Origin of the sequence: Streptomyces atratus (assembly GCF_900119365.1) — a bacterium.
Classification (GTDB): domain Bacteria; phylum Actinomycetota; class Actinomycetes; order Streptomycetales; family Streptomycetaceae; genus Streptomyces; species Streptomyces atratus_B.
In genome coordinates this window covers 46868-72029 of sequence record NZ_FPJO01000006.1, presented here as the reverse complement: position 1 = coordinate 72029, position 25162 = coordinate 46868, and the positions used below count along the sequence as shown (strand labels likewise).

Genomic DNA, 25162 nt, shown 5'->3' with positions numbered 1-25162 from the left:
CGGCCAACCCGACCGCGTCCCGCTTTCCCCATATAAGACCGACCGGCAATTGGGGGGCGGCGTCGCGGGGCTGGGCACGCACATCTGCCGCGTTGTCGTCAATCAACAACTTCCCCAAGCTCTCGGCTTCGCTCGAGCAGGGGAGACCCCATTGCGTTGCCTCAGTCCTCCGCCTTGCAGCTGCACGCACCCAGCCCCGCTCCTTCACCCACCCCCCAATTGCCGGTCGGTCTAAGTCGGCGGTTCAGTCAGACCGGCGATGACAGCATCGAGATCACGTTCAATGCCGTTGACGAAGGTGTGCAGGCTGGGCAAGTCGTCGGCACGGACCGCCGTGATCCATTCGAGGAATCGGTCGCCCTGGAGCTGGGTGAGGATCTGCGCGAAGTCACGGACGTGCCTGCAACGGTCCCGGTCAGGACCTCGACGGGAGTGCCCAACACCCTTGATGGTCATGGGATTCCCGGCAGGCAGGGATCCGATCGTGTCTGCGGTGCCAGGGAGCGACGGAAAGCAAGTTCCCACCCGTTGCCGCACCACCACGACAACTACTCACGTACTCAAGTACGCGTACTCATGTGCGGCCGCAGGGCACCCCCAAAGATGTGCTCATGGCGCGAACTTCCGGTGAGGAAAGGGCGAATGCCCACCTCCGGCGAGCTGCGCTCCGGCCTTCTCCGCCCGCTCGTGGCGGGCCCGGCGTCCAGTCGTCGCCCTGTTCGCCACAGCTGCTCCTCAGGGGCAGAGCGCCCGGGCAAGTCGGCCTCCGTACCCCCAAGGGGACTCCCCTTTGCCGAAAGAGACATGTATGAGTCGCGACCTGCACATACGAGCTGCCACTCCCGAGGACCTGGTCTGGATCCACGAGTTGAGGCACCGCGTGTACGCCCAGGAGCTCGGTCAGCACACGCCGCAACCGGACCGACGGTTGTACGACGCACTGGACGGCGACAACGTCTACCTCGTCGCGGCCCGGGGGCCGGTCCGCATCGGCTTCGTCAGCCTGACCCCGCCGTGGCTGGGCCACTACGGCTTGGACAAGTACCTGACCCGCGACGAACTGCCGCTGTTGTCCGAGGGGGGACTCTTCGAGGTACGCATCCTCACCGTGGAGCCGCGCTGGCGCGGCACCGCGGTGGCACCACTTCTGATGTACGCGGCCCTGCGCTGGATCTCTTCCCGGGGAGGCCGCACGGTGGTGGCGATGGGCCGCACCGAACTGCTCGACATGTACCTGGCAGTCGGCCTGCGGCCCGTCGGACGCACCGTCCGCAGCGGTGCGGTGACCTTCGAGGTACTGACAGGCGAGGTGGCCGGGCTGACGCAGGTCGCCACCACCCGGTATCGCACCGTCCTGGAGCGGTTCGGCTCCGTGGTTGACTGGCAGTTGGACATGGAATGGGCGCCCGGGCCGGACGGCTGTGAACACGGCGGCGCCTCCTTCACCGCTATTGGAACGGACTTTCGCACCTTGCACCGGCGCCATGAGGTCGTCGCTGCCGACGTGCTGGACGCCTGGTTCCCGCCCGCTCCCGGGGCAGCTGCGGCGCTCGTGGAAGACCCGGCCTGGTCCGCAAGAACCTCGCCTCCCACCGGCGCCGAGGGCCTGCTGTCGGAACTCGCGATGGCCCGGGCGCTGCCGGTGGAGACGCTCGTGGCCGGGGCCGGCTCGTCGGACCTGATCTTCAGAGCGTTCGACCGGTGGCTGACCCCGGAGAGCAGGGTGCTTCTGCTGGACCCGGGGTACGGCGAATACGCCCATGTCACCGAGCGCGTGATCGGGTGCCAGGTGGACCGCTTCCGGTTGCACCGGAGGGACGGGTGGCGGATCGACTTCGCCCGGCTGGCCTCTGTCGTCGGGGCGGGTCGTTACGACCTGGTGGTCGTGGTCAACCCGAACAACCCGACCGGGCGCCACGCATCCGCCGCCGAACTGCGCACCCTGATCGCGGCCGCCCCGGCCGGGACCCGCTGGTGGATCGACGAGGCCTACCTCGGCTACGTGGACCTGGCGGAGTCGCTCGCCCCACTGGCCGCGGTGGACCCGCGGGTCGTGGTCTGCACCTCGCTGTCCAAGATGTACGCGCTGTCCGGCGTGCGGGCGGCCTTCCTGGTGGCCGAACCCGCCACCGCGGCACTGCTGCGCCGGTGGACGCCGCCCTGGGCGGTGAGCCTTCCCGCACAACTCGCCGCCGTGGCCGCCCTGCGGGACCCCGCGCACTACCGCTCCTGCTGGCTCCGCACCCACACCCTGCGCCGTCAACTGGCCGCCGACCTCGCCCGGGTGGCCGACACCACCGTGGTCGAGGAGGGCGTTGCGAACTTCCTCAACATCACCCTGCCGTACGACGGACCGAGCGCTGCCCGCCTGGTGCGGGAGTGCCGCCGGCACGACGTCTACCTGCGCGACCTGTCGCCCCTCTCGCCGCAGTACGAAGGGCGTACCGTACGCGTCGCGGTCAGGCACGCGGCGGAGAGCGCGCGCATCGTAGCGGCGTACGGAGCCGCGCTGGAGACGCTGCGACCCGGCTCGCTCTCGCGGCAGCCCGCCGGGTTCCCGGCCGACGTCGCCGCAGGCCACGCCCGGTGATCAGCGTCGCCTCCCTCGCGCCCTTCCTCGGCGGGGCCCTGGCGCTCGGCGGGATCGCCGCGGCACTCTCCAGGCGCCGCGAACTGTTGGTCCGTTGGTGTTGCTGGGCGGTCGGAGTGCCCCTGGTCGCCGGAGCGTTCTGGTGGGGCAGCCCGGGGGTGACGGCCCTCGCGGTCGTGGTCGGGGTGGTCGCGGCGATGGAGTTCGGCGGGCTGATGGGGCTGTCCCGGCCGGACAGGGCGGTACTGGCCGCGGCCGTCTCCGGCGTGGTGCTGACCTTCTGGCTGGCCCCCGGACACGGGGTGCGGGCGGTGGCGGTCGGCGCGCTGGCCATCGCCGCGGTCCCGCTGCTGGCCGGTGACTCCACCCACGGTCTGCGCCGGCTCGGGGCCGGTCTGCTCGGGCTGGTCTGGCTGAGCGTGCTCGCCGCCCTGGCACCGCTCGGCGCGACCGCGCTCGCCCTGTTCGTCGCTGTCTCGGTGGGCGACATCGTCGCGTACTTCGCCGGTCAACGGCTGGGCGGGCCACGGCTGTCACCGCTCTCCCCGGCCAAGCGGTGGAGCGGAACCCTCTCCGGTGCCGCGGCCGCCCTCGGTGTGCTCGCCGCGCTGTCCGTGCTGAGTCTGCCTATGGCGGTCGCGGTGGCGGTCGGCGCCCCAGCGGGGGACCTCCTCGAATCCATGGTCAAGCGAGGAGCACAGGCGAAGGACTCCGCTCACTGGCTGGCCGGCTCCGGGGGCCTGCTCGACCGAATCGACTCACTCCTCCTCGCCCTGGCCGTCCTTCTCCTCCTGCGCTGACTCAGGGGTTCAGGAACTTCGGCTGGAGTACGGCCTGCCCGCCGCACACACGCCTCACTCGCCCGGGCTCTGCCGCAGGAACTCTCGTACCAGATAGGCGATTTCACCTCCGTGTCGAAGCCCGCGCGGATCGCGCGGATCGGGGATGACAGCGAGGTACGACAGCAGGTCGACCGCGTCGGGCAGCGGTGCCGCACCGGGAGCCTGGGCCAGTTGGTCCAGCGCGGAGGGTATGGGAGGAAGATGTGGGGCCAGGCACGGACTCGCTCGGCGTTCAGGGGATTCGACACCCACGTGATCACCGCGGCCGTGCCTGCACTGCTTCCCGGACTCCCCGACCGTGAACCGGACATGGCGACATGTCACCGATATCCCGGATGAACCCGATCAACCCGCCACCTTGCAAAGGGCCTTGTACCTGAAGGACGGACGCGAGGCCACAATCGAGGCCCTCGAACACGCTTTGCAGCACGATGTCGGCGCCATCGATGACCAGCTCGCCGACGTCGCCGCAGACCGGGGCTCTCGGCGGCGGCAGAACCGCGCTCGTCAGCTCGCCCGGCGCCCCCTGCCCGCGGTCGATCGTGTCCTGCTTGACCCAGTTCCGCAGTCCCTCGGCGCTGACCCCGATCTTCCGGGCCACCTCGGTGACGGTCTTGTCGGAGGACCGGACCAGCGCGACCGCGTCGCGCTTGAACTCCTCCGTATACCGCCTACTGCGGTTGCTCTTGCTTACCACCTGGCACTACTTCCTCTGGAACCTCACGTCCCAGCCACCAGGTGTCCAACATCAATGGGAAGCTTCACATCACAGCCTGCCCCGTCACCGCGACAGCAGGGTGTGGATCTGGCGAGGTTTGACCTCGCGCTCGTCGGAGTCGACGGCAGCGCCCAGCTCCCGGCTCACAGCGGCGAACGCCGCCTGGAATGCCTGCTGGGACTCGAACTCGCCGGTGGTGACGACGGCGTCGCCCTCGGGGGTGACCCAGGGCTCGGCGCGCAGGAATCCCGGCTGCAGGGCCAGCACCTCGCGGACCTGATGGCAGCGGTCGACGAACTCCTCGACATGCTCGGGGCTTGGGTAGTGAAAGGCGACGAAGCCGAACGACATGACGATCCCCTTATTCAGTTATACGCTTACGTATAACAGGAGGTTAGGCCTGTTATACGGTTCCGTACAACAAGCGGAGGAGTGAGGCGGGTCACATGGGTTCGTTGCGCACACCGCGCGAAAATTGGGTCGAGGAGGGCCTGCGGGCACTGGCGTCAGGCGGCGTGGACGCCGTACGCGTCGAGGCCCTGGCCAAGTCCCTCGGCGTGACCAAGGGCGGGTTCTACGGCTACTTCGCCGACCGCGACGCGCTGCTGAAGGAAATGCTGGACACCTGGGAACGGGAGGCCACCGATGACGTCCTCGACCGGATCGAGCGCGATGGTGGAGACATCATGGACAAGGCCTGCCTGGCCGGGCAGCTCACCTTCTCCGACCGCCTGCGCCCCATCGATCTGGCCATCCGCGACTGGGCCCGCCGCGACCAGGCCGTCGCCGAGCGCTTGCGCCGCGTGGACAACGCGCGCATGGGCCTGCTGCGCGAGGCGATCGGAACCGTCTGCGCCGACCCGGACGAGATCGAGGCCCGCAGCGTGCTGGCGTTCTGCGCGGCCATCGGCAGCCACTTCCTTGCCGCCGACCACCCCGGCCGCACCCGCGCCCAGGTTCTCGCTCGCGCCAGCGACCTCATTCTCAACCGCCCGCCCAGCAATCCCGCCCAGTGATCACTCCCCAGCCGCCAGCCACGACCCCATACAGGCTGCGGGCAAACCGGCCAGGATCCGCGCGGCGCAAGCCTCAACGGAACGAACCACAGTCGCCCGCTGCTGTCACTACCTGACGAGCTCGGGTACATCAACCGCGAAGAGGCGGGGATCGCCCCGTTGACGCCTTCTCGCGCCGCGTGCTTGCATCCCGCCATGACGCCACTGGAGCCTCTGGTGCGCCGCCGAGCCCCCGCACTGTGGACCTCGGCCGCCTTCCCTGCGCGCCGCCCGGTGCGCCGGCTCGCATTGTCCTCTCCCATGTCTGTCTGCTGTCTCAACGACGAGGAAATGCCATGCCTTCACCCGTCTCCGCCAGCCGCCACGACGAATCCGCGTACGACCGCCGCAGGCTGAGCCAGTGGCTTTCCGGGGAGGCAAGGGCGGACGGGGTCACCCGCCGCCGGCTGCTGACCCTGCTCGGCGCGACCGCCGCCGGGGCCGCGCTCCCCCCGCCGTACCTTGCCCATGCCACCGATCCCACGATTGTCAAGCCGCTGCCGCCTGAGTGGTTCATCCGGCGCGACACCAATGCCGAGACCCGCTGGGAGGCGTTACGCGGAACCGGCCACCACACCCCCAACGAACTGTTCTTCGTGCGCAACCACACCGCCACCCCTGTCCTGGAAGCCGCCGACTGGCGGCTGAGGCTGTGGGGCAGCGGGCTGCATGGCGCGCCCCGTGAGGACAGGCCGGTGGAGTTCGGGTACGACGATCTGCGCGCCCTGCCCGCCGTGACCCGTACAGCGTTCGTCGAGTGCGCCGGAAACGGCCGCAGCTACTTCACGACGCAGCAGGGCGAGAAGGTCACAGGCACCCCGTGGACGCTGGGGGCGATCGGCGTCGCGCGCTGGCGCGGGGTACGCCTGGCAGATGTCCTGCGCAAGGCCGGGCTGTCCTCGTACGCCATGGATGTGCAGCCCCGCGGTCTGGACGCCGAGTTCTTCAGCGGCGGCGAGAACCTCGGGCGGGTACGCCGTCCGCTGCCGCTGGCCAAGGCGCTGGACGATGTGCTGCTGGCGTACGAGATGAACGGCGAACCGCTTCCGTACGACCACGGGTATCCGGTGCGGGTGCTGGTGCCGTGGTGGGTGGGGATCGCTTCGATCAAGTGGGTCGGCGACATCGAGGTGTCCACGCAGCCGCTCTACTCGCCCTGGAACACCATCTTCTACCGTCTGTTCGGCCCCGCATACCCGGAGGAGGGCAGCGCGCCGCTGAGCCGGCAGGTGGTCAGGAGTGCCTTCGAGCTTGCGAGCGGGGCGAGGTTCACGGTGGAGAAGGGGCAGGTGCTGCACGGCCGGTCGTGGTCGGGTGCGGGGGCCATCGCGCGGGTCGATGTCAGCACGGACGGCGGGGCGAGCTGGCGGCCCGCCCGCCTCCACGACCGGCCCCGTGCTGGCACCTGGACTCGCTGGTCCCTGACCTGGAAGCCCGACACAGTCGGCGACACTCACCTCCTGGCCCGCGCCACCGACACGGCCGGTCACGCCCAGCCGGACACCGCCGTGGCCAACACGCAGGGCTTTCTCTTCGACGCAGTGGTGCGGCACCCGGTAACCGTGATCTGACCACCATCACCGCGGGCAGTTCACTCCCGGCCGGGCGTAGGCCTGTGGCCGGTACACGGCCGACCCTCATCCTCACGATAAGTCAGCCGGCCCTGCCTGCTTCTTCCAGATGTGGATGGCGGCGGCGGCATCGAGGACGTTCAGTACAGCCCTGTACCGCGTGGACTTCACAGCTGTGTGGCGTAAGAAGGGTGTGATCCGTTCGGTCCACTCAGGTCGGGTTGAGTATGCGCACTCATGTCCGACGAATCCTCGCGCGGGGAGTATCGGTGCAGCGTCGCATCAGAGTGACGCCGACCCGATTCAGTGCTGAGACAGTTACGGAGAATTCCATGTCCCGACGTGTCGCTCTGTCCGTTGTTACCGGTGTCGTTCTTCTCGGTGGTGCCGATGCCTTCGCTTTTGCCCAGGCCGCAGATCAGGCTTTGGTACTGACGCACGGCACTGCCCGCTACACCGCTCCCGACGGGGACCGAAATGGCTCGCTGGTTTTCGTCACCGATGTCACGGCGTCCTCCGGTGTCAAGAACGTGAAGGTGCTGGCCTGGCCGCAGGACTCGTCCTTCGCCAAGAAGGGGCTGACCGCCAAGGACATGGCCGCAGTGGAGTCGGCCGACTGCAAGCCCTCCGGGCAGGACACCGTGCGCTGCACCTACACCGCCGAGGTCACCGGTAACGACGCCGAGTCGTCCCCGCGCGGTGCCTGGCACGTTGCCGTTCTGGCCACCGCGCTGGACGGCACCACGACCTTGGACACCGAGGCGGCCGGATTCACCGTCCGGTGACCCGGACCCGCAGTTGGCCGAGAGTGCGGCCGACGACGCGCGCCAGTCCGCACTCCTCCGGCAGAGGCAAACAGGTTGCGACGCCGGACGGCGAATGGCAGATGACAATGGGCGGTGAGGAGTTCGAAGCCAGCCAGGTGCACGACAGCCCCTCTCCCGAGTGCGGTGGCGGTTTCTGATCGCCCTGCCGGTCTGCCCGGCGGTTACTGCCGGATTGGGGCCGGAGTTTTGTGGGTGGGTTGAGAACCAGCCGGGAGGGGACTTGTCGGGGTGGTGGGTGGTCTGGCCTGGGAGTTTTCATCTTTGTCAGAGGACTCGGGATTACCGGGCCGGTGCGTCGAGGGCGTGGGGTGCAGGCCACTGCCACTTCGCCGCCGAGCTGTTCCAGGTGCCATCGCCCCGGTCCCGCTCGGCTGTTACAAGACAGCGACACTGCCCCAGTGAACGTCAGCCTCCGCTGTGCCGTCGTTTCTAGTGACTACGCCAATCGGTATGTAGGTGCCCTTTGGCGCGAAAGGTTGTTCTCAACATCGAAAGGGGCAGATCTGTGATGGTCTCGAAACGGCGCTCCCTGCGTATTGCCGTCGTCGGTGTCCTCGGCGCGGCCTCCCTTGCCCTCGCGGGCACCGCAATGGCAGCCACCCCGGCTACGGACACTGCAACCCCGGTCGTCGCGCAGAAGGCCGTGCTCGCCAAGGCCGACATCACGGCAAAACCGTCGGTGTCCTCCGTCCGCGCCTGGCAACTGTTCCGCGTCACGGGCCGGACCACTGGTCTCAAGGCGGGCAGCAAGGTGACCCTTCAGCAGAAGCAGCACGGCAAGTGGGTCAGCCTGCCCGCATCCACGAACATCTCGCGGGACGGCTCCTACTCACTCGGCGTCAAGCTCGGGCTGAAGGGCAAGAACGACCTGCGCATCGTCAGCGGCACCACGGCCTCGCCGGTCTTCAACGTGACGGTCCGCTGAAACGCACCGCCACCGCAGCAGAGTCTTGTCGGCACCGGGGTGGTCTCACCTGCCCCGGTGCACGTGCCGGACACGATCTGCGCCGACATCGCTGCGTAGTTCGTCCCAGCCGTGTAGGGCCGCCGTGGTGGACGGTGTGGTGCTCACCGTCGCGGCGTACGGCGCCGGGGCGGGGCTGGAGGTGAGCTCGTCCAGGAGCGCCCATGTCTGCCCGGCGTCGCCGGAGGCGGGGGAGAGGTCGAGGTGTGGGCCGTCGAGGTGGGCGATGACGATGGCGGTCCAGTCGGCGGCGTGGTGGATGCCCAGCGGTTTTGGGGCCGGTGCGCCGGGGAACAATTGTCAAGAGTTGTGGGTCAGGTGATGCGTGAGGGTGGCGGTGTCTCACTGAGGCTTGATGAAAGCCTTGTGCTCGAGCCTGGCATGCCGGCTCGGAAGGGCTTGGCGACGGGACGCGGGGCTTCAGGGGTCCGACGGCGGTGTCTCGTATGCTCGGCCCATGAGAGAGCCTCATCCGGTCGAGCTATCCGGGACGTTTGTCACCAGGCGCGATGATCGTTGGTACGGGCGGTTCCGGTTGCGTTTTCCTCAAGTGTCGCTGTGGCCCGACCTATACAGGACGTTTGTTCGAGTACGTCCGGGGTGGCGGTCTTTGGTCGAGGAGACGCTCTCGGTGGTGGCCACCGAGGTGCCCAGGCAGAAAACCTGGCCGGTCCATCTGCTCAACCAGAAGGTCCATGGGAGAGGATGGGAATTCGACCTGGGGCCACCGGAGGCTGACTACCTCTGCCTGGAGCAGCTGTCGGACATCTGCTACATCGACATACGCAACCTTCACCAGCTCATCGACCTCCTGGCACCGGCCATGGAGGACGCGCACTTCTTCGTCTACTCGATGGGCGACGGCCTCGACCAGTGGGTTGACGAGGCGCGCATCCACGACGGGCGGAGCAGCTTTGTGCGGTGGGCCGTCGCGGGCGATGCGTGGGCCGAGTTCCCTGTGCTGTGCGCGGAGCTCGGCGACAGTCGCGCCGTGGACGAGACCTTTGGTCGTTTCGTCGCGTTGATGAGTGATCGGCGAGTCATTTGATCGGCAGGCGCGAGGGGGCCGCGGGCCGGAGGGGCGGATCTCCAGCCGTGCCAGGCAGAGGTCGGCCGGGCGGTGTGGTCATGCCGCCACGTCGGCGCGCTCAACCAGGACGCCGTTCTCGAAGCGGGCACCCGCGCGCACGAGGGACACGAGGTGGGCTGCGGTGATCGCGCGCCATCGGGCCTGGGCGGACTCGACCAGTTTGAACACAGTCCGCCACGAAGCCACGGTGCTGGTCGCCGCCATCAACGAATGGCTGTGACCAGCACTTCCGAAACCCGCCCCAGTGCTTCAGCTGGCACCGGAGCGGTGCAGTCGGCGAAAGTGAGTCCTCACGCGATGGAACGATCAAGCCGCGGAAGACTTCGTCGGCGACAGGGAAGGGAGCCGTGATGGTGGACGATGGTGCTGCAGCGGCCACCGGTGCCCCACGGTCGGCGCATCCGCAAGTGAAGGTGGGGAACCGAAATGAGTCTGCGCCTCTGTCTGGACAGCGCCCGGCAGCCCCGTACGCCGGACGGGTCGGCGGGTGAATGGGGCGATTTCTTCGACGGGGCGATGGAACTGGAGGCCAAGAACTGGCCGCCGCTGCTGTGGTGGGCGATGTTCAGCTCCGGAGACCTCGTGGAGGCGAGGATCGCCGACACCGAGGACGCCGGTACCGATGAGCACGCGGAGTTGCTGAGCGAGTGGGGCGAGGCCACCTACCCGTACCTGGTGGTCGACCAGCGGACGGCGCTGTCGCGACTGCACGTCCGGCGGCAGGGACTGACCAGTCGGCTCGGCGCGCAGTTCTCGCCCCTCTACGATGAGTTCGTTGCGCTCATCGACGCCCGGTTCGGCCCCTACGTGCTGCTGCGGACCGAGGCGTTGGCCGATGGCGGTGAGGGCGGCATCCGCATGCTGTTCGAAGAGACCCTGGCCGACTTGGAGCGCCTCGACGCCGGTCATGCCACAGCGGCCGGCGGGCGAGTGGACAGCCTGATCTCGGATTTTCAGCGGTGGCAGCACACGGATCCGGTCTGGCTACTGTCAGGTGTTGGTGACGGATGGCCGAGCGTCGCGCTGCGGGAGCGCTACGCTGCCACTGCGGTCAGGCGGTCATCCAGCCAGAGTGCCGAGCGGTCCACCGCAGTGGGCTGGGTGTGGGGCGTTCTCGTCGTGGTCTGCAGCATCGGTGCGTACTGGCTCACCGGGAGTGTCTGGCCGATCGTCGTCGCGTTCGGCGTGGTCCTGGCCGTGCTGGTGGCAGGTTTCGTCCGGCGGTGGGGGTGAGCGGGCAGGCAGGCACGATGGGTCAGGTGACCAGCACGTGATCATCGCACGACCTTGATCCACGTCTGAAACACGCCCTAACGCAACGGTGTTGAAGTCCTAGAAGTCAGTAAACGCCAAGCTATCTCCACGAGGTCACGTAGCGCCGCGAGGGGCGGAGCTGCGCCTGCGCTACCGGTCTCGGCGGCCTGTAGCCAAGCGATTGACTATGGAGGAAGCCGTGTCCGGTAACCCGCCGACCCTCATCGCTATTAATCATGACGACTACCATGCCCAGCATGTGGGGCGTACGGCGGACGAGCGGCAGTTCTTCCTCACCACGCCCTTCGTGCCGGCCATTGGTGCGGAGGTGGGCGGCGAGTTTGTGGCACTGTTCCTGTTCAATGCTGCTGGTCAGTTGATCGATGCGGTGATCGACCGTTTCGGTCCACGCGCCACCGTGGACGACGATGCGCGTCGCGAGGTGTACGAACGGCTTCTTCGCGAACTCGGCCCGGTTACCTTTGAACGAATCGAAGTCGCGCCATTCGCCGTCGAGCGCTTCGGCACGACCTTCGGCCTCGTCATTCGTGAGCCCGACGACGAGGCCGACGAGTGGGCAGTCGAACTACAGCCGGGAGACTATATGGCCTTCTTCGAGCCCTGGGACAGTGGCGAATACGATACCTGACTGCTACTGAACTTGAATGTGTGATGTCAGTGCTGGCCAGAATTTCAGCTGCACGACTGTCGCGAACGTCCTAGGGTGCATTTCGAAAGTGCTGGTCACAGCCACTCGTTGATGTCTGCGACCAGCACGGTCGCCTTGTAGCGGACGGCTAGTGCCGCATCAGGCAACGTTCGCCCTGGGCGGTCTGCGACGATGGCTCCATGGACGAGGAAGTCATTCCCATTCTTCGCGTCGAGGACGCTGCGGCGGCGGTCGCGTGGTACGAGCGACTGGGCTTCGCCAAGCAGTGGGAACACCGCTTCGAACCGGGACTTCCCGCGTTCGTTGAGGTCGCCCGGGGCGGGGTGCGGTTGTTCTTGTCAGAGCACAAGGGCGACGCCCGCCCCGACACGTTGGTCTACCTCCGTATTCGTGATGTCGAGGCCATCGCTTCCGAGTTCGGTGTGCAGGCGAAGGACGCTCCGTGGGCGCGTGAGATTGAGCTGCGCGACCCTGACGGCAACCGCCTTCGGATCGGCACGCCGATGGAATGACACTCGCCGGCAGGGAAGCTGTGCTGGTGGCTGAGCGAGTACGCGTCCGCGAGATCGATGACGACGAGGGGCAGCGCCTGCTGCGGATCATCCGCCGGGGCAGCGGGTCGGTGGTTACGTGGCGGCGCAAGCACAAGGTCTTCGGCTACCTCACGCCGGCCGAGACCAGGCAGCGCCATCAGCAAGCCCTCGCGGCATAGAGATCGAGTGTCCAGGATTACGGGGAAACTTCAGTTCTCGGAGAATCCCGGCAGTCCGTTTCCGTCGCTGGGACGGTGGTGCTGTTGCTCGGGGCGGCAGGCCACTCGCGGCGTCCCTCGTCGTGCCAGAGCGGGCGTCGGTCGACCCGTAGGCCGAGGATCTCCGGTCTCGCGTAGTGGCCGCGGGAGTCGACCCAGACCTTGACGGCGTTGATGTCGGCGAGGTCGATTTCGGCGGTGACGAGCTTTTCCTCGGGGCCGGTGTGCGGGCCGGCGAGGTACTGGTTGAAGGGGTGGATCACGGCAGACCAGCCGCCGCCCGCGGTGATGTGCTTCTGCGGTCCGATGGTGGACTCCATCCACCGCAGGCACGTCTCGTCCACCGGGTTTCCTGCGGAGACGACGAATGTCTGGGCCGTGAGCGCGTGGGTCTTCATCATGGCGTCGATCTGGATGTCGGCGACAGCCTCGAAGCCGGTCATGGTGGACAGACCGGGCCATGCGGCGGCGTGGATCTGCTGGCCCTGGGTGATCAGGGACTGCCGGGCCAGGTTCATGGTGTGTTCCCAGCAGGCCAGGCCGCCTATCAGGCCCAGCGCGCTGTCGAAAACCCTGAGGGTGGCGCCGCCGCCCTGAGCCCACACGATCCGTTCGGCATAGGTGGGCTGGAGCTTGCGATGCACGCCGAGGAGAGTCCCGTCGGGTTCGATGAAGACCTGGCTGTTGAAACACGTGCGGGTGCCCGCGAGCCGTTCGCTGACACCGAGGACCGTGCCGACCCCGGTGCGGGCACAAGCGGCCTGGACCCGGGCGATCTGCGGGCCGGGCACCTCGATGGACGCCTCGGCGTAGGCGGCGTTGGCGGCCTGCTGATCCAGCGGGGCGTACGCCTCGATCCAGTAGGGGTAACCGGGCACGAAAGTCTCGGGGAACACCAGCAGATCGATGCTCTCCCGGCCGGCCTGTTCGATGAACGAGATGACCTTGTCGACGGTCGCCTCGGTGTCCATGAACACCGGGGCGGCGTGCACCGCCGCGACAGTTCGTTTCGTGGAAGCGGGAGATGACATCGGAGCCCTCCTCGGAGGCGGGGTGCACCGGCGGGGATCAGCCGTCGAGTCGAGAGGTGTCCGGGGTGCATGGTCCGGATGCAGATGAACAAGATCCGAGCACGTACGACATCTCCGCGCAAGGGCCCATGGCGCCGTGCGGATCGATGCCGCCGTGATTACGGGGCTCACGCTCTCACGATGTCCTGGTCCGCACGGCCGGGACCTGTGCGGCTGCCGTTCGGGGCATCTCGGACTTCCGCGCCGCGAACGGTGCGCGGCGCGGAAGCTCACACGTGCTTCTCGTAGGCGTGGCGGGCGGGGTGTTTTCCTGCCGAACCCGGAACGATTTACCCGTTCGCGACCCGACCGACACGACCATCTGCTGCGACGCCCCCTGAATCCGCCCGGCAGATCCTGGACACCTGGCAGGCCGGCGAAGAGTGGGCCCGCCTGTGGGACAGCTGCGCAGCGCGGCCCATTGCTCGTCTGTCAGATCTCCACGCGCCACGAACCAAGATCATCCTACGATCAAGATCCACTTTCGATACACGCCCTAACCCCGAGGGCTCCACCGATTCCGAGGGGCTCCACTGGTCCCACGGGCTCCCTTGAGCCCCTGGGCTTCGCCGATCCCGCGGGCCGCGGCTCCAGACCCCGTCCCATGGGGCGTCGTCGGCCGTGGCGTACGGGCAGCAGCGCGGACGCCACGGCCGAGGCAGCCCCGAGCGCCCTGCCCCTTGAACTGAGCCGCACGCGAGGACCCCGCCCCCGGGCGGGGTCCTTTGGCATGCCCGGGCCTCGGCGCCGCCGCCCGGACCTGCCGAAGGGGCCGGCCGGGTTTGCCCGGGCGGGGGCGGTTGACTGTGGCAGTCCGCCCGCCTAAGTTTGCTGCACTTTAGATCGTTCGATGAACCAATGTTCATAATGCGGTTGCGGGAGGTTCATCAGTGGCTCGGCAGGCAGTGGTCGGTATCGACGCGGGCACCACCGCGGTCAAGGCCGTCGTCCTCGCGCGGGACGGCGGGCAACTCGGCTGGGCGCGCGCGCCGCTGGGGGTGACACACCACGGCGACCGGGTCGAACAGGACATGGACGAGGTGTGGTCCGCCGTCCGCGACACCGTCCGCTCGGCGGTCCGGCAGGCGGGCGACAGCGTCGAGATCGCCGCCGTCGGGGTCACCGGACAGGGCGACGGCGCGTGGCTCGTGGACGCCGATGGCCGCCCCTGCGGCCCCGCGCGGATCTGGATGGACGGCGCCGCCGCCGACCGGGGCGCGTGCTGGGAGGCCGACGGCCGGGGCGCGCTGGTCCACGAGGTCACCGGCTCGTCCCTGTTCCCCGGAGCGCTGCCGGTGCTCCTGGAACAGCTGGAGGCGGACTACCCCGAGCGGCTCGCACAGGCTGCCCACCACCTCAACTGCAAGGACTGGATCCGCTTCCGGCTCACGGGCGAGGTCGCCACCGACGCCTCCGAGGCATCCCGCACCTATCTCGACGTGGCCGCCGGGAAATACTCAGACGCCCTCATCGAAGGGCTGGGGCACCAGCGCTTCCGCCGGCTGCTCGCCCCGGTGCGGCCCCCCGCGTCCCCGGCGGGCCGCATCACCGCCGAGGCCGCCGCCGCCACCGGTCTGCCGGTCGGCGTCCCGGTCTCCGCCGGTCTGGTCGACGCCGCCGCGGGCGGGGTCGGCCTCGGGGCGGTCCGGCCGGGCGACGCCTACCTCATCGTGGGCACCACCGCGTTCACCGCCACCGTGCACCGCGACAGCCGGGACCGCCGTGCCCAGGGCCAGATCACCCTGGCGACCGGCCTGGACGGACAGGCCCTCGCCTGCCTCGCCCCCATGACGGGCGCGCCCAACCTCGACTGGGTGCGCCGGGTGACCGGGCTGGAGGACAGCGACTGGCCCGAGGTGGAGCAGGTCGCGCGCACCGCGGGCCCCGGCGCGGGCGGTGTCGTCTATCTCCCCTACGGCTCGCCCAGCGGGGAACGTGCCCCCTTCATCGACAGCGCGGCCTCCGCGTCCTGGGTGGGGATGAGCGTCCGTACCACGGCCGGGCAACTGCTGCGCGCCGTCTATGAGGGCATCGCCTTCACCCTGCGCGAGTGCCTCGGCGCGCCCGTCCCCGGGCGGGTGCTGCGGATCGCGGGCGGCTCGGCCTCCTCGGATCTGCTCTGTCAGGTGCTCGCCGACGTCACCGGCGAGCCCGTGGTGCGCTCCACCGCGCCCGAGCTGGGAGCCCGGGGCGTGGCCGCCCTCGCCATGGTGACCGGCGGGGTGGCCGAGGACCTCGACGCAGCGCTCACGGCGCTGGCCCGCCCCACGGACGCCTTCCGCCCCGACCCCGCCCTGCGGGAACCGTACGACCGGCAGGCGCGGGTGTTCGCCGCCGCCCGGGACGCGCTGCGACCCGTCTGGTCCGCGCTGCGGGAACTGCGGACCGAGGCCGAGGCCCCGCCGTCCGTCTCCCCTGCCACAAACACCTCCAGCACCTCTGACCTCTCTGACCTCTCTGACACCTCTGACACCTCCGACACCTCTGAACACCTCTGACAAGGCTGAGTCGGCGTATGACGCCGATGGATGGGAAACCCTGTGACCAGTGCGTCGCCGCGACCGCGGCTGCTCATCACCGCACCGTTCGATCCCGCCGCCGCCGCGCGGCTGGCCGATCTCTTCGACATCGAGACCGTGGAGCCGTCCATGGCGGGCGACTCCCTCGCCCGGCCCCGGCTCGCCGACTGGCTCGCGGCGGCCGACGCGGTGGTCTGCGAGGTCGACCGGGTCGACCAGGCCGCCCTGGACGCCGCTCCGGCGCTGAAGTTCGTGGTCACCTGCCGGGCCAGCCCGGTCAACGTCGATCTCGCCGCCTGCACCCGCCGGGGCATACCCGTGGCCACCACTCCGGCGCGCAACGCGGAGATCACCGCCGATCTGGCCTTCACCCTGATTCTCTCCACCGTCCGTCACACCAGCGCCGCCGAGCGGTGGACGCGCGCGGGCAACTGGACGGCGGACGACGTCTTCGAGCCGTACGCCCGGTTCCGCGGGATCGGTCTGGGCGGCCGGACCCTGGGCATCGTCGGCGGCGGCGCGATCGGCCGCCGGGTGCTGCGCCGGGCGCTGGCGTTCGGCATGGACGTCCTGGTCTACGACCCCTATCTGGAGCCGGGCGCGCTGGGCGTCGACGCCGAGATCGTCGCCCTGGACGAACTCATGCGCCGCTCCGACGTCATCACCGTTCATGTGCCCCTCAACGACGCGACGGTGGGGCTGATCGGAGCGCCCGAGATCGCCCTGATGCGCCCCGACGCCTATGTCGTCAACGCGGGGCGGGCCGCCGTCGTGGACGAGACGGCGCTGCTGTCGGCCCTGCGGGAGAAGCGGATCGCCGGGGCGGGCCTCGACGTCTTCTGGACCGAGCCGCCGCCCGCCGACCACGAGCTGTTCCGGCTCGACAACGTCACCCTCACCCCGCATATCGGCGGCGCGTCCGACGATGTGGTCACCGAGCACTCCCGCATCGCCGAACGGGCGCTGCGGGCCTGGGCGACGGGCGCGGAGCCCGCCGCGGTGGCCAACGCGAGGGAACTGGCCTCCTGAACTCCCCTCCGCACAGACTGTGGGCGGGCCCCGACGGGGCCCGCCCACAGTCTGTGCGGAGGGGAGAAGGAAGCAGAGGTCACGCGTGGTGCAGCGCGGCCAGGGCCGAGGACGGGAAAGCGGCGGTCGCGTTGCCCAGCGTCAGCGCGCGATAGGTCGCCACGGCGGCTTCCTCCAGGTTCATCGCGCGGCGGAACGCCATGCCCACATCCGCACCCAGCGAGGAACTGCCGTGGTGGGACAGGACGACGCAGTCGTGCGTCAGCGCCTGCTCGGCCGAGGCGTCGGCGAGTTCGTCCGACCCGTTGGGATGGTACGGCACCGTGCCGATGGAGCGGACGTAGTAGGCGTGGTCGAGGGTGATCAGCCGTATCGGCTCGCCGACGGCGTCGAGCAGCACCGCGTGCTGCGGGTGCAGATGAACCACGCAGTTCACATCCGGCCGCACCTGGTACGTCCGCTGGTGCAGCTTCCACTCGCTGGACGGCCGCTCCGCGCCCCCGGTCCGCTCCCCGGCGAGGTTCATCACGGTGAAGTCCGCGACCTCCAGACGGTCCAGCCAGGTCCCCGCGCCGGTGACCACGTACTCGTCGGAGCCGGGCAGCCGCGCCGACAGATTCCCGCCGCTGGCGAGCACCAGTCCGCGCTCCACGGCGAGTCGGCCGACCTCGGCCAGTTGCTCACACAGCTCCTCGCGCGTTTGTACGGGCTTCACATCGTGTCCTTTCGTAGCGTCGCTCGGATGCCCCTGAGGGCGTCGCCGCGGAACTCCCGGCGGCGGCTCATGAAGGGGCCCCCTCGGGGGCGTCGGCGTCGGCCAGCAGCGCCTCGGCGGTGCTGACATCGGTCACCAGCACATTGATCAGGCCGTGGCGCAGCGCGACCGCCAGGGCCCGCCGCTTGTCGGCCCCGCGCGCCACGCCGATGCGGACGGGGACCGCCCGCAACTGCTCCAGGCTCAGCCCGATGAGCCGCTCGTCCACCTCGCCCGGCACGGCGGCGCCGTCCGCGTCGAAAAAGCGCCCGGAGATGTCGCCGACCGCGCCCCGCTCCCGGATGCCCGCGAGTTCCACGGCGCTCAGACCCTGGACGAGCAGTCCGGCGTCGGCGGCGGTGCCGCCGATTCCGGCGATCAGTACATCCGCCGATACGGCCCGCTCCAGCGTCTCCTGGACCGCCGGGTCCTCCCGCCACACCCGTGCGGCCTGCGCGTTGCGCGCGAGCAGCGGAGCGGGCAGGTGGTAGGCCCGCCCGTCCACGGCGGCGGCGAAGGAGAGGGCCAGCTCATGGGGGCTGGCCGCGCGGGAGACGCCGCCCTTGCTCCCGGTGAGCGGGACGATGCTCAGATCCAGCCCGGTCGCCTTCCGCAGATGCCCGGGGATCGCGGCGACCGACCCCGACAGGCCCACGGCGACGGTGGTGCCCTCCGTCAGGAAGGCGGTGACGCAGTCGGCGGCCACCGCCCCCAGGGAGTGGAGCGCGCGGCCCTCGTCCTCGAAGGCGGGGCCCACCCATGCCTGGCGGAGCGGATAGGCGTGTCCGAGGGCCGATTCCAGGCCCACGAACAAATGGTCGTCGCTGTGCACCGTGATCTCGACGATCCCGACCAGGCGGGCTTCCGCCAGCAGCCGGGTGACCTTGATCCGGGACAGCCCACAGAGATCGGCGATCTCCTGGTGGGTCAGACCATGCTCGTAGTACAGCCGCGCGATCTTGCCCAGCGGCGGTTGTTTCTGACCATTTGTTCTCTCCATTGATCCTCCGTTCGGATCCTGTCCTCGCCGCCCTCCGCCGGTCAAGGCCCGGCGGACCGGACAACGCGCACCCCGGCCAAGGGTTGACACCCGCAGAGGCGCCACTCATATTACATGCACTTTGGTTCGAATTTTGATCAGATGTTCACGCATCTGTTGTGTACGCCGGAGGACACATGCCCACCTCGCCTCATACCGCGGCCGACGCCGCCGTGCCCCGCCCCGGACTGCTCGAACGGCAGGGGATCGTTCGCCCTCTCGCCTTCGGCTACCTCGCCGTCATGCTCTTCATGGTCGGCGACGGCATCGAAGTCGGATTCCTCTCGCCCTATCTGGAGTCGCGCGGGCTCTCCGGCAGCGAGGTCGCCCTGCTGTGGAGCGTCTACGGCTTCGTGGTCGCCGTCGCGGCCTGGCTCTCCGGTGCGCTCGCCGAAGCCTGGGGTCCACGTCGGGTGATGCTGCTGGGCCTGGGGATCTGGGGCGTCTTCGAGGTCCTCTTCCTGACCGTCGGCGTGGCCGCCGGAAACTACCCGCTGATGCTGCTGACGTTCGGCATCCGGGGCCTGGGCTACCCCTTCTTCGCCTACGGCTTCCTGGTCTGGATCGCGATGGAGACCCCGAGCGAGAAACTCAGCCGGGCCGTCAGCTGGTACTGGTTCGCCTCCACCGCCGGACTCGGCGTCATCAGCTCCTACTTCGCGGGCGCGGTCATCCCCGTCGTCGGCGAGATGGCCACCCTCTGGCTCTCCCTCGCCTTCGTCGCCGCCGGCGGCGCGCTGGTGATCTTCCTCGTCCGGGCCCGGGTCACCAAGGGGCCTCCGGCATCGATGAAGGACTCCATGTCCCAGATGGTCAAGGCGCTTACCATCGTCAAGACGCACCCCCGCGTGGGCGCCGGAGGCGTGGTCCGACTGATCAACACCCTGTCCTTCTACGCCTTCGTGGTCTTCCTGACGACCCATATGGTCAACGAGGTCGGCTTCTCCACGGCGCAGTGGCAGACCATCTGGGGCACGATGCTGCTGGCCAATGTCGTGGCCAACCTCCTCTCCGGCTACGTCGCGGACTGGATCGGCGGCGTCAACACCGTCGCCTGGGTGGGCGGGCTCGGCTGTTTCGTGACCGTGCTCGCGCTCTACTACGTGCCCGAGGCGGTCGGCCCCAGCTTCGGCATCACGCTCGCCGTCGCCGTCGTCTACGGGCTGGCCCTCGGGGCGTTCGTACCGCTCTCCGCGATCATGCCGCTGCTCGCGCCCCGTCATATCGCCAGCGCGGTCGCCATCCTCAACCTGGGCGCCGGCCTCAGCCAGTTCGTCGGCTCGGCCGTGGCCGGACTGGTCGGCCCGATCGGCATCGAGGGCACCGTCTGGGTGATCGCCTCCGTCTATCTGGTGGGTCTGGTGCTCACCTTCACCCTCAAGGAGCCGAAGTCCGCCGCGGACGACGCGGTGGCGGACGGGCTGATCCCTCCGTCACCGGTCAAGGAGCCCGCCGGGGCGGCGGTCGTCGCGCGATCGGGGGAGTGAGCGGGACGCAGACCGGGCCGCCGACGCCCGCCGACCGCCGCGACGGTCGGCGGGCGTCGGCCGCAGGCGCGGGCCTGGGACTATCCGGGGACGGTACCGAGGTCGACGCCGGTCAGATCACAGCTTGCGTCCCACAACCGCGCCGCGACGGAGGTGTCGGTGAGGTGGTTCCACACCGGTTCAAGTCTGGGCTCGCCACGCAGGCCGAGGACGCGCGGTCCCCACAATTGGCCTCCACGCACAGCCGGGTCGAGCACCGCCCGGGCCGCAGGCCATGCCCCGGCGTGCTTGCCCTGGACGAGGAGGGCTGCGGGTGCCGCGCTCAGCCGTGCGCCGGTAGTTCGCACATGGACCGGCGGCCGTGACGGAGTGAGGGAGTCCAGCGCGCCGCCGGGATGGACCACCACGCTCTCCACCGTGCTGCCGACAGCGCGCAGGCGGCGGTCGAGTTCGACGCCGAAGTACATCTGTGCCAACTTGGAGCGTCCGTAGGTGCGCTTGGGCCGGTAGTCCTTACGGGACTGCAGGTCGTCCAGGTCGAGCCGCTCGGACTTCGCCGCGAAGCTGCCCATGGTCACAATGCGGGCTGCCGGCGCAGCCGACAGTAGCGGCATCAGCCGCTGGGTCAACGCGAAGTGCCCGAGGTGGTTCGTGCCGAACATGAGCTCGTGACCGTCCCCGGTCTCTCTGCGCGGCGGGTCGTCAAGCGCGACGCCAGCGTTGTGGACCACCGCGTCGAGCCATTCCACCTCCAGTGATTCCACCGCTGTTTCGAGCGACGAGAGGTCGGCGAGGTCCAGCCGTACGGCCCGCACCCGCGCGCCAGGGACACACGCACGGATCGAGGCCATTGCGACCTCAGCCTTCGCGGGATTCCGGCTGCCGAGTGCGACAGTGGCTCCGGTTGCCGACAACTGCTCCGCGACGAAGTACCCGATGCCGGCGTTGCCGCCGGTGACCAGGAAGACGCTGCCATCAGCACGCGGCAGCCGTTGGACATCCCAGGGCAGGGTGGAGGGCGTGGACGACACGGCGACGGGGCTCCCTTGCTGTCAAAAGCGGCTGCGGCTGCTCTGCTGGGCAACTCGACACCCACCGTTCCAGCAGCCACCGACACATCGCCCATGGATCACCGACGGCCCCGCCAGACGGCCGACATCCCGCCGACGCGGTGCTGGCCCGTCGCCGCACCGTGCCGCTGAGCGTCACGTTGGCCAACCGGAGCACTCAATGGCGTATCAGTGGACGATTCGCTCCATGATCCAGTCGACCAGTGGCTTGGTCACCTGGCTGTGCTCGGTGTTCTCGCTGTCGCACTTGAACTCGTCGAGCGCGCTCTTCTCGTCGGCTTCCTCGACCTTCTCGTACGGGTTGACGTCCCACTTGGCCGGGTCGTAGTCCAGCGCGACCGCACTCACGGAGGGGACGAAGCAGCTGAACTTGTACTTCTCCGGGATGTCAGCCCCGAGTGCCGCAGCGATCTTGCCGAAGGAGCCGAGGGTGCCACCGGGCGTGCCGTCAAGGCCGGGAACGTACGAGGTGAAGCCCCGTCGGACCTGGCCGACGGCCCGCATCTCACCGATCGGCTTGCGCGTTCCGCCGTTGGGCTGGAAGTTCGCCTGGGCGTAGACGACCAGCGGCACCTGCCGCTTGAACACCTCCGTGCCGGCCGGCAGGTCGCGGCCGGTGCCGTTGCCGGTGCCGTTGGCCACGCCCAGCTTGCGCGGCCGTTGCGGGAACTGGCCGAGGTCGCGCAGTTCGGCCAGGAACTGCGTGCGCAGTTCGCTGGAGGTGGCGACGGGGCCTTCGTACTTCGCGTCCGGGATCCATGCGTACAGCAGCTGCTGCGCGGCGGGGCTCCTGATCAGCTCGGCCTCTTTGACCTTGCCGGGCTTGGCCGGCAGCGACTCGAAGAAGTAGGCCATCTGCTGGAGGATCAGCGGGATCCAGGCGCCGTTGTGTGGGGAGTCCCAGGAGAGGTAGGTCGCGGTCTCGTGGTCCTGGTGCTGGTTCTCCATCTCGGCGAGGGCGTACCGGGTGATGATGCCGCCCATGCTGACCCCGCCGACGATCAATGGCTCACCGCCCTGCCTCTCTTGGATGACCTTGTTGATGGCGCTGATCACCACCCCGGCGTTGGCCTGGATGTAGGTGTGGCGCTCCTCGAAGCCGACCAGGACAACGTCGATGCCCGCGGTGAGCAGCTGCTCGAGGAAGCCCACGTTGCTGCCCGGGTAGGGCGCGTTGAAGTGGGCGAACAGCCCCGGCAGGTCACTGCGGCCGTAGTTGAAGCCGTCCGCGAAGATGAACGGCCGCTCCAGCTCGTCGTGGCCGTCGGCGAGGTAGACCGCAGCCTCGCCGACGGCCACCTCCCGCCGGTACGGTCGGGCGGACCGAAGCGGCCAGGTGTGCTTCGGCTGCCGGTCGCTGTCGCGCGCCACGCCCGTCGGGGTGCCGAACCAAGGGCCCTGCGGCAGGTTCTTGGCGAACTCCGCCACCTTGTCCGCCGAGGACTTCTCCTCGGCCTGCTTCCACGTCAGCTCGACGTCGATCCTGGCTTCCTGTGCCATGGGACAGCTACCGCCTCTGCGTAGGTGTTGTTCACGGGCCCGCCACAGCCCATCCCTGATCACGTGCGAGAGGGCGGGCAGTGCACGGGATTTGTCACAACTCCGGGCAGAGGATGAGATCCGCCACCTGCCCTCAAAGTGACCAATTGCAACCATGCCATTACTCAGCGTGTCGCGCAAAAGTGGACCGTCTCGTCGCCCGGGCATCCTTCGGCAGTCAGCCAGCGACCGAGGAACTACCGCAACGGCTCGCCGGCCTCCTCACGTCCGCCGGCGGGGATGGGGCACGGTGGCCAGAGCTGTTCGACCGGGTGCGTGGTGCCGTCGTCGTCCTCGCTGGCCTCGGTCTCGTACAGGGCCAGGGTGGTCACGCGCTCACCCCCGCGAAGGCGTCGGCCAGGAGCGCGGCGGCATCGGCGCCGTGCGGGTCGGTACAGCTCTCGTGGTCGCTGACGTCGAACGGCGCGTCCTTCGCCGTGACGGTGAAGCCGGGGATGGCGGTGACCGCCTCGCCCTCCAGCTCGGTGCTGAGGCGGTCGGCGTCGTGGCAGGCGAGCCAGGTCTGGGTGCAGGGCCCGAGGCGGAGCAGCGTGTGGCCGGTGCCGTCGCTGTGCTGGGCTTCGACGTGGACGCCGTAGTGGGCGGGGTTCATGCCGATGTCGTCGGGGAAGGGCAGGTTCGCGGCGGCGTGGGTGAGCATCGCGTAGGCCGGCTGCCAGGTGCCGAGGATCGCGGTCGTCTCGCAGCGCAGCCAGCCCTTGCCGGTGTAGCCGAGCTGGTGGCCGTGGAGGTAGGCCGCGGGGTGTCGGGGTGGACCAGGGCGACGGCGATCTGGTCGGTGCCATGGTCGTCGCCGGGTCGGGGGTGTGCGCGTTCGATGAACGGCCCGACCTCGACGGCGACGTCCTGGCAGCGGTCCGGCGTCCAGGGTTCCGTGGTGCGCAGGGCGGCGAGCATCGAGCGGAACGCGTCGACGGTGGCCTGGTCCTCAGGGGTGAGGGGGCCGGGCGCGTTGGCACAGCGGCGGCGGAAGAAGGAGTAGCGCTTCATCGGGTGGGCTCCTGTTCGCGGGTGGGGTGGGTCCAGGGGAGGGCGAGGCCGCCGCCGGCGGCGCGGGGAACGAGGTGCCCGTGGAGGTGGAACACGGTCTGGGTCGCGTCCGGGCCACAGGAGGTGGGGTAGTTCCACTGGCCGCCGATCTGCCCGGCGAGTTCGGCGGCGCGCAGCTGCACGGTGGCGGAGACGACAGGGTCGGTCGTGAAGTTGGCGACGTGGTCGCGCGGCAGGACCAGGAGGTGACCGTCGGTGCAGCCGCAGCTGCGGGGCACGATCGCGAGGGCATCAGCCCATTCGTGGACGATCGTGGCGGGCGCTCCGGGGGGATCCGGCAGAACGGGCAGTCGGGGCGTGGGTGTTTGCGGGGGACCGGCGGCCGGTCGATGTGGTGGTGGGTGACCTGGACGCGGGCTTCGGCCGCCCGCATCCGGTGGCCGATGGCGTCGGCAATGGCGGGTGCGCTCTTCCGGACTGAGAAAGTGATCACGTGGGCTGCGGGCCCTCACTAGAGTCGCCTCATGCCTGATCTCTCCTACCTCGCCGCCGTCCGGGAGTCGTACGACACGGTCGCCTCCGACTACTTCGAACAGGTCCAGCCTCCGGCGGAGCTGGATCCGCTGTCACGGGGGATGCTGAACGTCTTCGCAGAGGTGGTGCGAACGGCCGACCTCGGGCCCGTCGCAGACCTGGGATGTGGGCCCGGCAAAGTCACGGCTTACCTTGCCGAGCGGCAAGTGCCTGCGTTCGGCATAGACCTATCGCCCGCCATGGTCGAGCTGGCCCGTAGTGCTTACCCAGATCTGCGTTTCAGCGTCGGTTCGATGACCTCGCTCCCGATCGAGGACGAAGGCCTCGGGGGGATCCTCGCGTACTACTCCACCCACCACACACCGCCGACGTTGCTGCCGGTGGTGTTCGGCGAGTTCCACCGAACTCTCGCGCCTGGCGGCTGTTTGATGCTGGCCGGCCACGTAGGGGCCGACCAACATCTACGTCCCACACAGGCATACGGCGGTCATCCGGTGTCTTACGAGTCCTACCTGCTGCCGCCTGATCGGATTGCCGCGCTCCTGAAGCAGGCCGGGCTCGTCCTCACCGCACGTCTGGTGGAGGAACCCAGCGAAGGGGCTGAGAGGACTTTCGCTACCTTTCTTGCCCACAGGCCCGAACGGCCATGAGGTTCGAATCCGTCTGGGGTGGTGAAGCGGATTCGGTGAAGACGGGCATGCCGAGGTCGACCAGCTGTGGCCGGCCGTCCGTAGGGGTGCGCTTGAGGCTGTGCAGCTTGGCGTTGGCGGCATCGAGA

General features: G+C 69.1%; 28 protein-coding genes and 1 pseudogene. 16 read left to right on the top strand and 13 right to left on the bottom strand.

Annotated features, from left to right (window positions below; all coding sequences use genetic code 11):
• Positions 1-231 precede the first annotated feature (231 nt).
• A complete protein-coding gene (locus tag BT364_RS39110; protein WP_079179435.1) occupies positions 232-456 on the bottom strand; it encodes a hypothetical protein in 225 nt (74 codons plus the stop codon).
• A 352-nt stretch (positions 457-808) separates the two neighbouring features.
• Here BT364_RS39110 and BT364_RS12975 point away from each other — a divergent pair, with 352 nt between their 5' ends.
• Entirely contained in the window at positions 809-2590 is a 1782-nt protein-coding gene (locus BT364_RS12975; RefSeq protein WP_072485310.1) for a pyridoxal phosphate-dependent aminotransferase, read from the top strand.
• Positions 2587-3390: a phosphatidate cytidylyltransferase gene (locus tag BT364_RS12970; RefSeq protein WP_177328111.1), complete on the top strand. Its 804-nt coding sequence runs from the start codon at positions 2587-2589 to the stop codon at positions 3388-3390. The genes BT364_RS12975 and BT364_RS12970 overlap by 4 nt, the downstream gene beginning before the upstream one ends.
• Positions 3391-3688: 298 nt before the next feature.
• Here BT364_RS12970 and BT364_RS12965 read toward each other — a convergent pair whose 3' ends face one another.
• Both BT364_RS12965 and BT364_RS12960 read right to left on the bottom strand, forming a co-directional pair.
• Positions 3689-4129, bottom strand: a complete 441-nt coding sequence (locus BT364_RS12965) for a transposase (RefSeq protein ID WP_072485309.1) — start codon at positions 4127-4129, stop codon at positions 3689-3691.
• An 84-nt stretch (positions 4130-4213) separates the two neighbouring features.
• Positions 4214-4501 (bottom strand): antibiotic biosynthesis monooxygenase, encoded by a 288-nt coding sequence (locus tag BT364_RS12960; protein ID WP_072485308.1) that lies wholly within the window; start codon positions 4499-4501, stop codon positions 4214-4216.
• A 95-nt stretch (positions 4502-4596) separates the two neighbouring features.
• Here BT364_RS12960 and BT364_RS12955 point away from each other — a divergent pair, with 95 nt between their 5' ends.
• The 4 genes from BT364_RS12955 to BT364_RS12940 all read left to right on the top strand — a co-directional run bounded on the left by BT364_RS12955 (position 4597) and on the right by BT364_RS12940 (position 8528).
• Positions 4597-5166: a TetR/AcrR family transcriptional regulator gene (locus BT364_RS12955; protein ID WP_072485307.1), complete on the top strand. Its 570-nt coding sequence runs from the start codon at positions 4597-4599 to the stop codon at positions 5164-5166.
• Between the two features lie 335 nt (positions 5167-5501).
• Positions 5502-6776: a sulfite oxidase gene (locus BT364_RS12950; RefSeq protein ID WP_072485306.1), complete on the top strand. Its 1275-nt coding sequence runs from the start codon at positions 5502-5504 to the stop codon at positions 6774-6776.
• Between the two features lie 332 nt (positions 6777-7108).
• Positions 7109-7561 (top strand): DUF5707 domain-containing protein, encoded by a 453-nt coding sequence (locus BT364_RS12945; RefSeq protein ID WP_072485305.1) that lies wholly within the window; start codon positions 7109-7111, stop codon positions 7559-7561.
• A 550-nt stretch (positions 7562-8111) separates the two neighbouring features.
• Positions 8112-8528 carry a hypothetical protein gene (locus BT364_RS12940; protein ID WP_072485304.1) on the top strand — a complete coding sequence of 139 codons (417 nt, stop codon included), beginning with the start codon at positions 8112-8114 and terminating at the stop codon, positions 8526-8528.
• A gap of 45 nt (positions 8529-8573) precedes the next feature.
• On the opposite strand, the gene BT364_RS12935 is transcribed toward BT364_RS12940, so the two are convergent.
• Entirely contained in the window at positions 8574-8864 is a 291-nt protein-coding gene (locus BT364_RS12935; RefSeq protein WP_177328110.1) for a hypothetical protein, read from the bottom strand.
• Between the two features lie 334 nt (positions 8865-9198).
• Here BT364_RS12935 and BT364_RS12930 point away from each other — a divergent pair, with 334 nt between their 5' ends.
• Positions 9199-9615 carry a hypothetical protein gene (locus tag BT364_RS12930; protein ID WP_256259737.1) on the top strand — a complete coding sequence of 139 codons (417 nt, stop codon included), beginning with the start codon at positions 9199-9201 and terminating at the stop codon, positions 9613-9615.
• Between the two features lie 78 nt (positions 9616-9693).
• Here the strand turns inward: BT364_RS12930 and BT364_RS40055 are convergent, their stop codons facing one another.
• Positions 9694-9861, bottom strand: a complete 168-nt coding sequence (locus BT364_RS40055; protein WP_218172422.1) for a hypothetical protein — start codon at positions 9859-9861, stop codon at positions 9694-9696.
• 222 nt (positions 9862-10083) lie between these two features.
• On the opposite strand from BT364_RS40055, the gene BT364_RS12925 reads away from it, so the two are divergent.
• The 4 genes and pseudogenes from BT364_RS12925 to BT364_RS41490 all read left to right on the top strand — a co-directional run.
• Entirely contained in the window at positions 10084-10890 is an 807-nt protein-coding gene (locus BT364_RS12925; protein WP_072485303.1) for a hypothetical protein, read from the top strand.
• A gap of 220 nt (positions 10891-11110) precedes the next feature.
• Positions 11111-11560, top strand: a complete 450-nt coding sequence (locus tag BT364_RS12920; RefSeq protein WP_218172421.1) for a hypothetical protein — start codon at positions 11111-11113, stop codon at positions 11558-11560.
• A gap of 200 nt (positions 11561-11760) precedes the next feature.
• Positions 11761-12093 carry a glyoxalase superfamily protein gene (locus BT364_RS12915; RefSeq protein WP_072485301.1) on the top strand — a complete coding sequence of 111 codons (333 nt, stop codon included), beginning with the start codon at positions 11761-11763 and terminating at the stop codon, positions 12091-12093.
• Positions 12094-12119: 26 nt separating this feature from the next.
• Positions 12120-12233, top strand: a pseudogene (locus tag BT364_RS41490) (IS630 family transposase); the annotation flags it as partial.
• 77 nt (positions 12234-12310) lie between these two features.
• On the opposite strand, the gene BT364_RS12905 reads toward BT364_RS41490, so the two are convergent.
• Entirely contained in the window at positions 12311-13363 is a 1053-nt protein-coding gene (locus tag BT364_RS12905) for a carbon-nitrogen hydrolase family protein (RefSeq protein ID WP_079179434.1), read from the bottom strand.
• 929 nt (positions 13364-14292) lie between these two features.
• Between BT364_RS12905 and BT364_RS12900 the strand changes: the two genes are divergently transcribed.
• Entirely contained in the window at positions 14293-15900 is a 1608-nt protein-coding gene (locus BT364_RS12900; RefSeq protein ID WP_079179433.1) for an FGGY family carbohydrate kinase, read from the top strand.
• A gap of 42 nt (positions 15901-15942) precedes the next feature.
• Positions 15943-16950 carry an NAD(P)-dependent oxidoreductase gene (locus tag BT364_RS12895; protein ID WP_177328109.1) on the top strand — a complete coding sequence of 336 codons (1008 nt, stop codon included), beginning with the start codon at positions 15943-15945 and terminating at the stop codon, positions 16948-16950.
• 79 nt (positions 16951-17029) lie between these two features.
• Here BT364_RS12895 and BT364_RS12890 read toward each other — a convergent pair whose 3' ends face one another.
• Together BT364_RS12890 and BT364_RS12885 are read right to left on the bottom strand one after the other, a co-directional pair.
• Positions 17030-17665 carry a class II aldolase/adducin family protein gene (locus tag BT364_RS12890; RefSeq protein ID WP_072485297.1) on the bottom strand — a complete coding sequence of 212 codons (636 nt, stop codon included), beginning with the start codon at positions 17663-17665 and terminating at the stop codon, positions 17030-17032.
• 67 nt (positions 17666-17732) lie between these two features.
• The gene (locus BT364_RS12885; RefSeq protein ID WP_072485296.1) at positions 17733-18704 is read right to left on the bottom strand and encodes a sugar-binding transcriptional regulator; all 972 of its coding nucleotides are present in this window, start codon (positions 18702-18704) and stop codon (positions 17733-17735) included.
• A 176-nt stretch (positions 18705-18880) separates the two neighbouring features.
• Here BT364_RS12885 and BT364_RS12880 point away from each other — a divergent pair, with 176 nt between their 5' ends.
• The gene (locus tag BT364_RS12880; RefSeq protein WP_072485295.1) at positions 18881-20230 is read left to right on the top strand and encodes an MFS transporter; all 1350 of its coding nucleotides are present in this window, start codon (positions 18881-18883) and stop codon (positions 20228-20230) included.
• An 80-nt stretch (positions 20231-20310) separates the two neighbouring features.
• Here BT364_RS12880 and BT364_RS12875 read toward each other — a convergent pair whose 3' ends face one another.
• The 4 genes from BT364_RS12875 to BT364_RS42845 all read right to left on the bottom strand — a co-directional run bounded on the left by BT364_RS12875 (position 20311) and on the right by BT364_RS42845 (position 23500).
• Entirely contained in the window at positions 20311-21261 is a 951-nt protein-coding gene (locus BT364_RS12875; protein ID WP_072485294.1) for an SDR family NAD(P)-dependent oxidoreductase, read from the bottom strand.
• Positions 21262-21468: 207 nt separating this feature from the next.
• Complete coding sequence (locus BT364_RS12870) at positions 21469-22800, bottom strand: alpha/beta fold hydrolase domain-containing protein (RefSeq protein ID WP_072485293.1); 1332 nt, start codon at positions 22798-22800, stop codon at positions 21469-21471.
• Between the two features lie 236 nt (positions 22801-23036).
• Entirely contained in the window at positions 23037-23171 is a 135-nt protein-coding gene (locus BT364_RS42850) for a hypothetical protein (RefSeq protein WP_256259736.1), read from the bottom strand.
• Positions 23168-23500, bottom strand: coding sequence for a hypothetical protein (locus BT364_RS42845; RefSeq protein ID WP_256259735.1), 333 nt, complete (start codon positions 23498-23500; stop codon positions 23168-23170). Before BT364_RS42845 ends, BT364_RS42850 begins: the two co-directional genes overlap by 4 nt.
• A gap of 177 nt (positions 23501-23677) precedes the next feature.
• Here BT364_RS42845 and BT364_RS42840 point away from each other — a divergent pair, with 177 nt between their 5' ends.
• On the top strand, positions 23678-23842 hold the full coding sequence (locus tag BT364_RS42840) for a hypothetical protein (RefSeq protein ID WP_256259734.1): 165 nt from the start codon (positions 23678-23680) through the stop codon (positions 23840-23842).
• Positions 23843-23846: 4 nt separating this feature from the next.
• Here the strand turns inward: BT364_RS42840 and BT364_RS12860 are convergent, their stop codons facing one another.
• A complete protein-coding gene (locus BT364_RS12860) occupies positions 23847-24128 on the bottom strand; it encodes an HIT family protein (protein ID WP_256259733.1) in 282 nt (93 codons plus the stop codon).
• A 246-nt stretch (positions 24129-24374) separates the two neighbouring features.
• Between BT364_RS12860 and BT364_RS12855 the strand changes: the two genes are divergently transcribed.
• A complete protein-coding gene (locus BT364_RS12855) occupies positions 24375-25034 on the top strand; it encodes a class I SAM-dependent methyltransferase (RefSeq protein WP_072485292.1) in 660 nt (219 codons plus the stop codon).
• Positions 25035-25162: the final 128 nt, after the last annotated feature.

Coding starts and splice junctions, on each gene's coding strand:
- BT364_RS12955 (WP_072485307.1), top strand. CDS start 4,597: ATGGGTTCGTTGCGCACACCGCGCGAAAATTGGGTCGAGGAGGGCCTG.
- BT364_RS42840 (WP_256259734.1), top strand. CDS start 23,678: ATGAACGGCCCGACCTCGACGGCGACGTCCTGGCAGCGGTCCGGCGTC.
- BT364_RS12945 (WP_072485305.1), top strand. CDS start 7,109: ATGTCCCGACGTGTCGCTCTGTCCGTTGTTACCGGTGTCGTTCTTCTC.
- BT364_RS12880 (WP_072485295.1), top strand. CDS start 18,881: ATGCCCACCTCGCCTCATACCGCGGCCGACGCCGCCGTGCCCCGCCCC.
- BT364_RS12855 (WP_072485292.1), top strand. CDS start 24,375: ATGCCTGATCTCTCCTACCTCGCCGCCGTCCGGGAGTCGTACGACACG.
- BT364_RS12960 (WP_072485308.1), bottom strand. CDS start 4,501: ATGTCGTTCGGCTTCGTCGCCTTTCACTACCCAAGCCCCGAGCATGTC.
- BT364_RS12950 (WP_072485306.1), top strand. CDS start 5,502: ATGCCTTCACCCGTCTCCGCCAGCCGCCACGACGAATCCGCGTACGAC.
- BT364_RS12885 (WP_072485296.1), bottom strand. CDS start 18,704: ATGGAGAGAACAAATGGTCAGAAACAACCGCCGCTGGGCAAGATCGCG.
- BT364_RS12975 (WP_072485310.1), top strand. CDS start 809: ATGAGTCGCGACCTGCACATACGAGCTGCCACTCCCGAGGACCTGGTC.
- BT364_RS12870 (WP_072485293.1), bottom strand. CDS start 22,800: ATGGCACAGGAAGCCAGGATCGACGTCGAGCTGACGTGGAAGCAGGCC.
- BT364_RS12905 (WP_079179434.1), bottom strand. CDS start 13,363: ATGTCATCTCCCGCTTCCACGAAACGAACTGTCGCGGCGGTGCACGCC.
- BT364_RS42845 (WP_256259735.1), bottom strand. CDS start 23,500: ATGCTCACCCACGCCGCCGCGAACCTGCCCTTCCCCGACGACATCGGC.
- BT364_RS12915 (WP_072485301.1), top strand. CDS start 11,761: ATGGACGAGGAAGTCATTCCCATTCTTCGCGTCGAGGACGCTGCGGCG.
- BT364_RS12925 (WP_072485303.1), top strand. CDS start 10,084: ATGAGTCTGCGCCTCTGTCTGGACAGCGCCCGGCAGCCCCGTACGCCG.
- BT364_RS40055 (WP_218172422.1), bottom strand. CDS start 9,861: ATGGCGGCGACCAGCACCGTGGCTTCGTGGCGGACTGTGTTCAAACTG.
- BT364_RS39110 (WP_079179435.1), bottom strand. CDS start 456: ATGACCATCAAGGGTGTTGGGCACTCCCGTCGAGGTCCTGACCGGGAC.
- BT364_RS12940 (WP_072485304.1), top strand. CDS start 8,112: ATGGTCTCGAAACGGCGCTCCCTGCGTATTGCCGTCGTCGGTGTCCTC.